Annotated in this window: 9 protein-coding genes and 2 pseudogenes; 8 read left to right on the top strand and 3 right to left on the bottom strand. The window is 48.3% G+C overall.

The window, feature by feature from the left end; translation table 11 throughout:
• The first annotated feature begins 5 nt into the window (after window positions 1-5).
• Window positions 6-611, top strand: a complete 606-nt coding sequence (locus VYJ16_RS08285; RefSeq protein WP_336349841.1) for a DUF7964 domain-containing protein — start codon at window positions 6-8, stop codon at window positions 609-611.
• A gap of 845 nt (window positions 612-1456) precedes the next feature.
• On the opposite strand, the gene VYJ16_RS08280 is transcribed toward VYJ16_RS08285, so the two are convergent.
• Together VYJ16_RS08280 and VYJ16_RS08275 are read right to left on the bottom strand one after the other, a co-directional pair.
• Window positions 1457-1918 (bottom strand): hypothetical protein, encoded by a 462-nt coding sequence (locus VYJ16_RS08280; protein ID WP_336349840.1) that lies wholly within the window; start codon window positions 1916-1918, stop codon window positions 1457-1459.
• The gene (locus VYJ16_RS08275; RefSeq protein ID WP_336349839.1) at window positions 1915-2403 is read right to left on the bottom strand and encodes a hypothetical protein; all 489 of its coding nucleotides are present in this window, start codon (window positions 2401-2403) and stop codon (window positions 1915-1917) included. Before VYJ16_RS08275 ends, VYJ16_RS08280 begins: the two co-directional genes overlap by 4 nt.
• 475 nt (window positions 2404-2878) lie before the next feature.
• On the opposite strand from VYJ16_RS08275, the pseudogene VYJ16_RS22175 reads away from it, so the two are divergent.
• From VYJ16_RS22175 to VYJ16_RS08255, 5 genes and pseudogenes are all read left to right on the top strand, one after another.
• Window positions 2879-2962 (top strand): annotated as a pseudogene (locus VYJ16_RS22175) (IS6 family transposase); the annotation flags it as partial.
• A 57-nt stretch (window positions 2963-3019) separates the two neighbouring features.
• The gene (locus tag VYJ16_RS08270; protein ID WP_336349838.1) at window positions 3020-3895 is read left to right on the top strand and encodes a glycosyltransferase family 2 protein; all 876 of its coding nucleotides are present in this window, start codon (window positions 3020-3022) and stop codon (window positions 3893-3895) included.
• Between the two features lie 25 nt (window positions 3896-3920).
• On the top strand, window positions 3921-5075 hold the full coding sequence (locus tag VYJ16_RS08265) for a glycosyltransferase (RefSeq protein ID WP_336349837.1): 1155 nt from the start codon (window positions 3921-3923) through the stop codon (window positions 5073-5075).
• A gap of 533 nt (window positions 5076-5608) precedes the next feature.
• Window positions 5609-6424, top strand: a complete 816-nt coding sequence (locus tag VYJ16_RS08260; RefSeq protein WP_336349836.1) for an IS5 family transposase — start codon at window positions 5609-5611, stop codon at window positions 6422-6424.
• Window positions 6425-8180: 1756 nt separating this feature from the next.
• The gene (locus tag VYJ16_RS08255) at window positions 8181-8510 is read left to right on the top strand and encodes a hypothetical protein (RefSeq protein WP_336349835.1); all 330 of its coding nucleotides are present in this window, start codon (window positions 8181-8183) and stop codon (window positions 8508-8510) included.
• 287 nt (window positions 8511-8797) lie between these two features.
• Here VYJ16_RS08255 and VYJ16_RS08250 read toward each other — a convergent pair whose 3' ends face one another.
• Window positions 8798-9853 carry a glycosyltransferase family 4 protein gene (locus tag VYJ16_RS08250; RefSeq protein ID WP_336349834.1) on the bottom strand — a complete coding sequence of 352 codons (1056 nt, stop codon included), beginning with the start codon at window positions 9851-9853 and terminating at the stop codon, window positions 8798-8800.
• Between the two features lie 51 nt (window positions 9854-9904).
• On the opposite strand from VYJ16_RS08250, the gene VYJ16_RS08245 reads away from it, so the two are divergent.
• Entirely contained in the window at window positions 9905-11569 is a 1665-nt protein-coding gene (locus tag VYJ16_RS08245) for a hypothetical protein (protein ID WP_336349833.1), read from the top strand.
• A gap of 90 nt (window positions 11570-11659) precedes the next feature.
• Window positions 11660-12477, top strand: a pseudogene (locus VYJ16_RS08240) (IS5 family transposase).
• The last annotated feature ends 12 nt before the right edge of the window (window positions 12478-12489 follow it).

The raw sequence follows: 12489 nt of genomic DNA, 5'->3' as shown, positions 1-12489 counted from the left end.
TGCGTATGGCGCGAGTCTGCGATTCATGTGGGGAGGAGTTCGGGACGCTTTCTCGGCTTCGGCTGCACGACTGCCCGGCCGAGGTCCATGAGGAACTGCTTGCGGCACTCGCAGGAGAGCCCGACACCGAGTCAATCCCCGACCGCCCGTTGACCGACGAAGAGTTCGAGGCGCTACGGGACGACGAACGCATCGTACGGGCCGAAGAGGTGCTGTCCGCTCCCGGAACGGAGAACAAAGTTATCTCGTTTGTCTACGAGTCCGAAGCCGGGATCGCGTTTGGAATGCATTCGGACCACGAGACGGGCGAGTGGCTGGTGACGACCCGAGGAGAGGCGACCGACTTCGATGAGGTGGAGGCGCGGCACGACGAGTGGGTGTCGCAGGACATCGAGCGGGTAACGGGCGGGCCGGTTGATATGGATAACGTCGGGCCGATTGCGGAGGAGTTGACCGTCGAGTGTTCGCGCTGTGGAGACGACCACTTGCTGTCGGTGGAGCCGAGCGAGCAGATGGCGGAGATTGGGTTGATGGAATATGCGGGCTACTGTGAGGCAGCGGACACTCCCTTGGTTGAAACCTTTTCGCTGGAGGAGGTTATGGAGCAGTAGTCCGTCGGAGTGGACCGTTCGACAACAGGTTCTATTCCGAGATATCGATGAAATCCGGGAGACGATAGAGGTACCCTCGGGACGTGAATCCCGGAATATAGCCGGGACGCTGTTCAGTGGAACACGTGTGTAACTAGCATCTTCGACAGGGTTGCCACCGGCGCGACCCAAAGTGGGGCGGGGATGGTCCCTTCTGAGAGTCCGGCCGACACACTAACAAGACGACCATATCGCATAGTTGGGTTTAGACGGACTAACGCAACTGAGTCCTGCGAATCTGATTTGCCAAGTGGGCAAGCGTCTGAGGGTTTTTATGGGTAGACGTCCAATAAACAGTCAGTAGCAGGTCAAAGCCACATATTGGAGACGATCGGCCCTGGATTTCCGGTTCTCCATCCTGCGGGGAATCCCGGCCTCTCACGGCAAGGACCAGGGTTCGAATCCCTGACGGAGCACTTCTACCGAACCAACGTCCGAGCGACAGCGAGGACGTTGGTCGAATGAAGCGCGGACGGAAGGGATTCGAATCAGGGAGCGGAACGAGCGTGAGCGAGTGAAGTGACCGTGGTTCGAATCCCTGACGGAGCACTTTTCAGCAATTCACGACGACGAGCGCAGCGAGTCGGTCGGATTGCTGAAAATGCGCACAGGATTCGAATCCTACCAGTCGCGCGCAGCGAACGCACGTGAGCGAGCACGTCTGGTATCGGTTCGAATCGCTGACGGAGCACTTCCAACTCCCCCCATCCGGCAGTTTTCGTTTATGAGAAACGACGAAACAAAACCAAGTTCACGGGCAAGACGATAGAATCGACCGGCGAGACCCTTCGCAATGCTTCGATTGGCTACGTCTCGCGGGTAAGGATTATAGATGGACCGAAACCCCCGCTGCCTTCCGGAATCGTCGCGCGGTTCTCGTGGTGATCGACGACGTCGGGAACCGTCTGGACCCCACAGTCGTATGGTGCAGACGTAGCGAAGAGACCGACGAACTGTGGTATCTCAATCTGACTCTGTTTGCGATGGAACGTGAGGGGCTGCAGTGTCTCGTTGAGGAGGAGTCGAACCCAATTCTGGAGGGCTTCCCGCTTCACGGGTCGCAGGACTGACTTCTTGTATAGCGGCGGACGAACAGCGTCGAACCCATATGCTGCACTCACCGCTTCCGGAGGCGTGATTCCGTTTCGGAACACTGCGTAGACTGCTCGAAGGACAGCTGCTTCGAACGCATCCTGCCCCCGCTCCAGTTCAGCCAACTCTTCAGGAAGACGTTCGTTCGCTTCGATACGAATTGTCTCGTAACTCACGAACTCAGCTGCGTCCTGTAACCGAGTTCGGCGAGCACGGCATCGGAGCATTCGAGATATTCGTAGAAGTCTTTGAGCACAGGCGATTGTCTTGCTTTGTTGAGAAAGACCGTCTTGAACCGTCGTTCGGGAACGTCGAGTGCTGATGGGTCGATACCCTCGACATCGAGTGCCTTGTCGGCGACGTCGAGGATAGCGATGTCGTACAACGCCGACCCGTCATTGTTGAAAGAAGAGTCCGTCTCCCACTGATCGCGGTTTCGCTCATGTAGCTGCGCGGTTAGGTGCGTTTCCCTCCGTAAAATCTGAATATCAGGTGCAGGGTGACTGAGTTTGAGTTCCTCGGTAAACCGATCGGCTACCGGCCCATACTCGTCTTTCTCCGGATGCTCTTCATATCTATACTGCGTCGTGTAATTACCGCTTCCCTGTGCTGAGCTAGGTCGAAAGGAATCTGAATGCTGTATCGGATAGTCATCGGGCATATGTGATGTGTTAAATTATTCCGGGTTGACCGATAAGGGATTGCCCTGAGATTGCTCACTTGGAAGTCCCATACCGACTACTGATGTTGTTAGGAAGACCACATCATAATATAAGTCGATTATCTGTGACTGGACGAGACCCAGCTTCCAACCTACAATAACGCCCCCGTCATAGGTAGCATCTGAACCGATCTGGTGCGGGCAAGCCGCTGAAATTCCCGTAAGTGACCGTTAAACTCATACATGTCTGTTAGGTTAGTGGTTTACAGAACGTAGCAAATACCCGCTTATACCTCCTTCATAGGGTTAAACTGGATATACAACTGGACCCACAATGGAAAGTAGTCCATTTTGAATGCGTTCTGTCTTAGCCCGCGTTTCCAAGATGCTTGTACGCTGCAATCGACCCAGAGACCAATGAACTTCTCAAACGAAGCTTGAACCGATGCGAACGTACGTGCTCGCTCACGCGTTATCCACAAAATTCAGTCACGCCAGCGCGGAAACTGCTGACGAGTGGCTCCGATCATTCGCCTTCGCATGGAATCAGCGAATCTGAACGCGTCCTTAGGCATCAATACAAAAGTATTTGTACTGCTCTGAGTTACGATGTAGTATGGCAGAGTATGATAAAGGGCTGTCAATAATAATATTGAATTATCACTCTGATGAGGATACAATCGAATTAGCAAATTCCGTCTCTGACTTACCTTACGAGACAATCGTAGTCGACAGCTCGTCGACAATCAATAAGGAAAAGTTCAACAATAAATCAATTCAATATTTTGACCTCGGAGAAAACCTTGGATATGCTGGTGGTAATAATTATGGAATCCAGAATTCAAGGGCCGACAATAATTCTATACTAATACTAAATCCGGATGTTCGAATTGAAAATGAGGATATTCGAGAGTGTTTCAGATTTTTGAAATCTGAGTCAATCGGACTCTTGACGCCCAGGATCGTTGACGAAAAGGGTCAACAGAGATATGACTTAAACACTTATCCCCTTCCAACTCTAAGAACACTTGGTCTTTTACCATCTTTCAAATCGACTATTAATAAATTCACCCCAACAGATTATGTAGTCGGATGTGCAATCTTCATTAACGATGAGTTAATTGAGGATATTGGGTTGATGAATGAAGATTTCTTCATGTATCATGAAGAAGTTGAATATTCAATTCGAGCACGTAAGGCGGGATATGACATAGGGGTTTATACAGAAGCAAAGGCAACCCACAGAGAATCTGAGAAGATTCACCAACACCCTTATCAAGCGTATTATGATACAAGAAATAAGATTCATATGAAGAGAGTAATCGGGAAAGGAAGCGCCATTCTCTACGTCGCATTGTTAATTCCATTGCTTTCAAAACGGCTTTTTAGATCCTTAGTTTTCAACCGTGAGTTAATAATGCCCCTAATTCTAAGTATCTTTGACGGGGTTAGAGGTCAGAAGGGAAAAAAGGAACAGTACCATAACAACTGAACCGTTTTAGAATTATAGTACCATTATGAACATTGGATTCTTCACAAGTCGAATTGACTCCTCGGATAATGGCCCAGGGATTTATCGAAAGAATATAATTAAAGGGCTAAATTCAGTCAGGTTGGAAGATGATAAGTTATCCCTCCTGCACTACCAAAAGGCTGATGACAAAATATATGAGTCAAATAATGAGGTTATTGTCGACAGATCCGACTTATTCAGTAATTTTGTAGATGCCTTCTTAGAAAATGGTTTAGGTTGGAAGTCCTCACTTGGTGCACAGATTTCACCGATGAGTGAATTCAAAATCGATAGAAGTCAATTTGATATATTGCACTATCAAATGGTCCCACCTCGACCATTTTGGTTTGCAAATGACGATACCAAGCTGGTAACTACGATTCACTTCGCGGTAAGACCGCATATACACCCTGAACATTATTCCGCATTGGAAAGGAAGGTCAGGAAGCTTTCAATATCCAAGGTTCTGGAAAAATTTGACGCAATATTTACGATATCAGAATATTCCAAAAAGATCCATAGTGAAGTCTTTGATATACCTGATGGAAAGATACATGTCACACCGAATGCGCCACCAGAGGGTTTCGGACCTGAAAACAAGACAGAAGTAATTAATAAATATGATTTGCCAGAACAGTATATATTCCACATAAGTAGAAATTCTTTTTATAAGAACCCAGAAGGCATAATTAGAGGGTTTGAAATCGCTAAGGAAAGGTTCGATATAAATCACAGTCTTGTTTTAGCAGGTAGCGGTTGGTCGAAAGAAAGTGTCTCTGAGTACATTGATAATAGAGAAACCATCGACGATGTGTATACTCTAGGTTTCGTACCTCGAGATGATTTAGCAACATTATATACAAATAGCGATGTATTTTTACTACCTTCACTGTCTGAAGGCCTACCTTTTGTGCTCTTGGAATCACTAGTTTGTGGGACCCCAATCATAACGACGCAAAAATTCGGGTTGCAAGAAATGTTAACCGAGGGGGGAGAATTCTTAGAAGATGTGAATGACTATTCAATGATAGCTGATAAAATACACACCACCTTGCAGTCAATGGGTCAATATCAACCGACACAGGTTTCATCCTTGTACTCATGGGAGAAATCAGCACAGAAGACATATAATGTGTACAAATCTCTTCTAAAGGAATGATTATATTTTCATCCCAGTGTTATAAGTAAAAGTATGGTTAAGGGTGCGATGATAAGCGAGGTCAAAATCAACTCTTATTAATACGGTCGACGAGCGCTACCAAAACCATCTTTTCCTCTATCAAGTGCAAGTTCTCGGCCATCAAGCACTGACCGAATAACTCGCTGTCCAACCGAGAATTGTGGGTGTTATATTAGTGAGTACAGCAGGTGGCACAGCAGTAGGCGGACGGCCTCTGACCCGAGGACGTCTCGGAGAGGTTGGTCGTCATAGCCGTTTTCGACGGCGAGACTCTCCAGTTTCTCGATGGTGTGGATAACAACGGGACGGACTGTTTGCGTGTCGTGGGAACAGTAGCCCGAGCAGTGAATATCGAGGAAGACACATCAGGCTGGATCGACCATGCTATCGTTTTCAGCGTGCGTATCTGGCGATCCAAACGGTATTGTTCGTCCTTAGATGCTCCGTTGAACGCCGACGCCCTCTGTGGATTGTATCGCTGATTTCAGGGGATTTGGACGCCGTCTGTCGATATGGGACGTCTCAGGAACCTCGCACAGACGTTTCACGAGTTCGCCACGACCCACGTTGAGGAACCGGACGTACCCGCCGTCGCCGACGGCGACGACGGGTACGCCAAATCCACGAAGATCGCGCTGCTCTTGCTCAAAGAGGAAGTCAATAAACCGCTCCGACAGTTCGAGGACTATCTCAACGAGATGCGGGGCATCCTTGACGTGTTCGGCCTTGAGAACTCTCCGGATTACACGTCGTTCAGCGTGTGGGATGGGGAATTTCCAATGCAAGAGTTGCGCCGCCTGCTCCGCCGAAGCGCGGAGCAGGCGGGGCTCTCGGGGACTGCCTCGATCGACGCCAGCGGCTTCCAGCGAGATCAGGCCAGCTCACACTACCGAAATCGTGTCGGCTACTCGTTCAACGCTATGAAGACGACGCTGCTCGTCGATACGGAGTCACTTGCTATCATGGACGCTCATTTCACGACGAAGAAAGCCTATGACGGCCATATTGGGCTGCAGGTCTTCCGGCGGAACGCCGAAGACCTGCAGGCACTGCTGGCCGACAAGATGTACTCGTGGGCTGATCTTCGCGAAGCGTGTCGTGACGCATCCACGCGTCCAGTGATCAAACACTGCGAACAGAACGCGCTCAAGAAGGCTCACAACGCTAGAATTGACGACGAGGTCTACAACCAGCGGTCGATGAGTGAGACCGTGTTTGCGATGCTGAAGGACGACGGCGACGAGATCCGCTCCCGGAGCTGGCATGGCCAGTTCCGGGAGCTCACGCGCAAGTGCATCGTGCATAACTTCGCGCAGCCGGCGAGTTAAGGGCTCGCCGCCTGCTCCCTTCTCCGGACGTATTCCGGAGAGGCATCGCCATCGTCCACCGCATACTTCGTGCGGTATCTTGTGAAACTGATGTTTTGATCACCGCGCAAGTCGGGTGAAACCGAATCGTCCGATCTCAGAATCTGCCGATAAAGCGTCGGTACTGGCGGAAACCTGAATGTCACAATGTTGATTCCACCGCTGTCTTGCGTTCAACACTGCATCCTTAGATGACGTTTCGTGTCAAACAGCATGGCATCGATAGCACCGTGTGAGCCCGGATCACGGATCGTCGAGGACTTCTGAAGGGAACCGCGCTGGATCGACATGGACATGTTCTCAAACGACCGGTAATGTGTTGAGGGTGCGGGAGATGCCGTCCGCGATAGCTGGAATAGAACACGAACTCAATCCATCTCAATCGGCCAATCCATAATCTCGCGGTACATCGCATCCTTGTGAACCCGCAAATGGGAATCGTTACATAGTTCCAACCGAAAAGCCTGTAGCCAGTCGAATCATTCACCACCGCTGGACTGGCGGCACAGCACTTTTGAGCCAGCGACGCGACTTGCTTGACGAGCGGAAGAGTAGCTTGGACACATTCGACTCTTCGTCTTCGCTCTAACGCTCAGAGCGACGCTAGCCTGTCACCTACGATTCGACCGATGTCGGTCGTGGTACTATCCAGACAGCTACGAATTTAGTCTTGGGCTTTACTGACTTCCCGGCAGAACGAGTGAAAGCGGTAGATCCGAACCCTGTGGAACCCCTCTCGATATGCATCTGCTCACTATCGGTAGTTCCCATCGTTCCTAATTGCTAACTCGATTACTGGAAGGGAATGAACGAAATCAGAGCAACCGAGTCATGAGTCGAACAAAGACGGCGTTCTCACGCCAGTGAGAGCGCCGTCAGTCTAGACAAGAGGCGAGTTGTCGCTCACGGACAGGGCTTCCGCTGGATGCGGGCAGTCTCAGTCCGCGTACAGCTCGCTGTAGGTCACGAGATACCGACACCCTTAGGTGATGCTTGCCACTTCCGGCCCAACGTGTCGTCGAGAGCATGGTCAACCCACTCCCGGAACACCTCAAAACGGATTCCGACGGGCAGTGCTAGCCCGCCGCGTCGCGGCGTGGAGAGCCGTCCCATCGAACGATGAGCCACGTATTCCGCAGAGGGAGCCTCACGAGGATAAACAACAACCGAACGGCTGGTTCAGTGGTAGTTGTCCACGCACGAGCTTCACGCATCGTCCGACACGCTGTCTCGATAGCGGAGCGTTTCTGGTAGAGGGCTTTAATATCCTTCGGCGTGCGATCGGTCAGATCGCACGCCACGTACGCCCGCAAAGCAAACCGTGCTTGCCCCGTTTCCCTGAGGGTAAGAGACACAAACCGTGAGCGGGAAGCGCAGTTCTCGCACACTTCTCTCATTCATCACGCATTCCGTCCAATAGGAGAAGGTCGTATCCAGCTTCTCGGCCACCTGCTTCCCGTGGCGGAGGACCGAGGGAGCGACTGGTGCAACTGCATCCAGTCGCTCGATTGACGTCCCGTCATAGAATCCACGGTCACCGAGGAGTCCGGCGACATCGAATGGAAGGTCCACGACGCGGTCGAGCGATCGCTCGACCACGTCGCTCTTCGGTTCGTCTCTACGGACGGGCGTGACTGCGACGATGAGCGGTTTCGATCGACAGAGCACGAATCCAGCGGGGTAGCAATGGCACTGAGAGGTACCATCGGGGGGTGGTGTGACAGAGTTCGCCAGCTTCAGCGTGTGGACAGCCGTGGTAGTGGATATCGGCGAAGTCAAGGCAGATGAGCCTCACGCCGGCGCCAAGGATCCTCATCGCCTGCTGGACGAGAAATTTGTTGCCGACGTTTTCGAGTTCGTCAGGTGGGAGGGTGTGAAGCTGAGCGAGCGTGTAGTCGTCGGAGTACGATCTATGAGTGGTGTCGGTGACGGCTTTGATCGACTTCTGATCGACAGCAGCTTGGCGAGCGTCTGTCAAATGACCCCAGAGTCGAAACCTGTGCTTCGACTCCAGGGATTGGGATCCCCGAGAGGAATTCAAGCCTAAGGTTTCAAGATCAGAAAGAACCATATCTGGAAGGTAGAGGAACTTCATACACCCATCCAGAGGCTTCGCAAGACCCAATTACATCAGTCCTGTTCAACTCTTGACTCGGTGGGGATTGCCGACTATACAGGCCAGATATCTGCCATTCTCCATTCAGACTTCAACAATGACGGCAATAGAAGAGCCATGTGTCCCGATTCTCACATTCAAAAGACTCGCTCGGACCCACATATATAGAAGCACAATTATAAATAACTATGTATTAGATTATAATATTTTTTGTCCTTCTAGTCTTCATAATCAATAGCGTCCGCACTCATTTTATATCGTTCGAGTGTTATTGTAGCTGTTTTTATCCAACCCCATTTATCATTTTTTCTTGAGTTTATATTACTCGCCATTTTATCTGTTATGTTTGGGCTAGACAATAACTCTTGGATGGAGGAGATCAATAGCTCTGAATCAACCTGAGAAATGACTTTTCCGGTCTCATCCTGGTCAATCATCTCGTCTAAGCCACCAACAGGAGTGGCTACCACCGGGGTATCAAATGCATAGGCAAGTTGTAAAACTCCACTTTGCGAAGCTTCTCGATAGGGAAGAACTACAAGATCGGTTCCAGTGAATAATTCACATACTTCGTCGTTCTCTATATATCTGTTTATTGTATCTACCCCCTCTCTCTGGCATATATTGAGTTCTCCGTTTCCTGCAATTGTGAGCTCAAAATCCATAGTTCTCTTATCGAAAGCATCCAGCAACAAATCAAGTCCTTTGTATTCTTTTATTCTTCCGAAAAATAAGACATTCGTATCAAAGTCCGAACTCGAACAGAACTCTCGGAACATGTTGTAGGGCCCATGGATGATTGTTATTGGATTCGTTCTATATTTTTCTATAAACTCAGACTGATTGAACTTGCCATGCACGTACACTTCATCTGATGTTTTGATAAGAAGAGATTGTGATAACTCTTTTACCCAGCTGAATTCTCCTACGTGCTGTACCACATCATGACACGTATAATGAAATGGTTTGTTGCTTATTAAAGATATAAGTACTAGAAAAGGATGGTTGGAGATCCCATGAATTATGTTTATCCCATTATTATAGAAATACTTTTTCATATTGAGAGCCGTCTTGATATTACTAGGACCAAAATCAGAATAATCTGTTGGGATACGAAACTCCGTCACAGGTATATCAGGAAGGTATGCTGGAATTTCAGTATCGATTGGAACGATCAAATGTGGAGAGCAGATTTCTGAAAGAGATGTGCATAATTCAATTGAATAGTGTAACATCCCTCCAGACCTATGAGGACAAATTATAGCTGGCTTCACTGTTACAGACCGAAAGCGTTATTGTAAAAAAGGTCTTCGGTTGCCATCAGAGTGATATCCGACAGTCGGATCCCCATTTCTGTAACACTGGTTTTACTATCAGTAACCGTACTTTCCCAAAGATTTCACCTGAGGATAGGGGTGGTATTAGGGTTATTAGGGTTACTCAGTGCGCCGTTTTACTTTAAGGAGCTGAGGCTTATTTTATCATTATCAGTAGCAAATATTGGCCTCTATGTCTTTCCTAATACTGGCTGGTTGTTTAGGAGAGGTAGCCATATCACAGCTATGTATTCTAAACTAATTTTGGAGCATGGATGGCCTCTCCAAAGGAACCCATTTCGAGGGTTTCCAGAAACACCATTAGTGCATTTTCACGGTGCCATCCTTTCCGTGATCACCGATCTGCCGATTTTCCCCTCCGTTTCAGGGTCAATTTTGGTTTCCTACCTTTTACCAATATTTTACGTAAGCATATCAATAAGTATATTATACATCTATTCGTTGTATATTTTAAGGAGTTCAACAATTGCTTCACTTTCAATTGGAGCGACTTTAGTCTGGCTCCCATTATTTGAAACAAAGCTTACCTTTGCTAGACAATCATTAGGATTTGTTCTTTTTGTTGTATTCGTTTATTCATTTCTAAAAAGCGATGAGCAAAGGCACAGGTTGTTATCTATATTTATAGGGGTGTTATCTATTATGGCCCATCACTTTGTTTCGTTAGCGATCGGTGGTCTTGTTATTGGTTTCTGGATTGCGTCAAAGTTATTTAGTGCCAAAACGTGGCCACAAACGAGTTTGCTTATTCTATTGCCAATATCATTCATTAGTTGGTTTGTGTTGTTTGAAGGAGCTTCAAGTTCAATATCATCCTTGATTTCCACATTTGGAGCTTTCCAGTTTGTGGATGTAGCAAGTAAGACCACATCATCCCCTCCAAAGACGCTCACTATCTCGACATCATTTGTTGTACTAATATTGGGCTTCTTCAGCTATATAATTTATCAGTTATTACTCGCCGGACCAATCACTTACAGTTCAATATTTGGAAATATAGAGGAAAAACGAATAGAGTTAGTTGGAATATTCTTATTCGGGGCCTTCACAGCAGCTGTAAGCGCGTTTGGGTTTTTTACAGGTGCAATCGCAATAACCCGACCTATGACATTATTCACAGTTGTCGCTCTACCTTTAGCATTCTACGTGGTAGATAACTCGGGGATCACCACCCCCAATGATAACCTCATTAAGCGATTTTCCACTTACGACCAGATACCGTGGAGGAGTATATGTTACTTTTGTTTAATATTGTTCGTTTCTCTATCATTCTTTTCTGGATATGTCATAGATGCAGATGTCGATCCTCGGTATGAAGTCGGGAAGACAGACCAACGATTCGGGGCTGAGTTGTATAGTAATGCCGACTTTACAAAAAAGTACAGAAGCCAGACCACGCATGTAATAGGGGATTTATCTGTTGTAGAAGTATTTGGTTCTTGGGGAAAGTTTGGGGAAATTTCATCAGGGTACATATTCACGGATAGACAGTATCCTACAGATACCCTGATTGTTATTAGAAATAGTAATTATGATTATTACTTCGGGAATTCCAAAACCTATGGTTATATTGAGATAAGCCTACCAAAAAGTTTTTCCAACGATAAGAATAGGATTTACAGTAGCGGAAGCACACATATATATAAAAAATAAGGATTATTGGGGCGTGTTTAGACGCTAGGAAGAGCGGCTAAATGTCTAGCCTACTAGGAACTGAAACGGGAACGAGAATGAGTATCCAAAATCGCCCGTTTCACTCAGCAGGTTGTTTCGTTCGCTCAAAAAGCCGTCCTCGGAGAGCCAGCACCAGCCTTCATCCCTGATGAAACCGGCTACGCAGACTGAGTGATCGTCGCTCTACACGGTCTCACAGATTATATCGGGCATTCCTACCGACAGCTGCTCGATATCCTTCACGAAATGCCTCGGGTTATTTGGAAAATCAACCTAGGGGTGTCTGAACCCCCTTATTTCACCACCATCTACACCCCCCATGAAGAACATAGAGGTGGCGTGCTGGCACGTCCTTCTCCGACTCTGGACCGAGCTCCACGAAACCAGTGACGTGCACGCAATCCACGCAACCGGGTTTGATCAGCAAGCAGCAAGCCGACGCTACGCAAGACGAACGAACTACAACTTCAGAGCGGTCACAACGACGATACTCGTCGACTGCAGAACGAGGACAAGCCTATACATACATTGCTTAATGAAATGACCGCACGATACGCAGATCGGTAAACACCTGATGAAACGAAATCTCGACCGTCTAGAGATCGTCATTGACGACAAGGCTACGACTGGGACGAATTACGGCGAAACTACGGGAATCAGACGTGAGACCAGTGATCAAACATCAAGACGTATCGTCGTTGGACGCCTCTCATAACGCGAGACTGGACGACGAGACGTACCACCGCAGGCCGGTCGTCGAGTTAGTCATCCACTCGCTGAAACAGCGATTCGGCGATACGCTAAGAGCCCGTACTTGGTTCGGACAGTTCCTAGAACTCGCGCTCAAAGCCGCCGTCAAAAACATCGAAGCCGCGCTAAGCTCCTAATTCGGATAGATT

The sequence above is a fragment of the Halorubellus litoreus genome (assembly GCF_037081675.1).
GTDB classification, from domain to species: domain Archaea; phylum Halobacteriota; class Halobacteria; order Halobacteriales; family Natrialbaceae; genus Halorubellus; species Halorubellus litoreus.
This window is presented reverse-complemented; position numbering and strand designations above follow the sequence as displayed.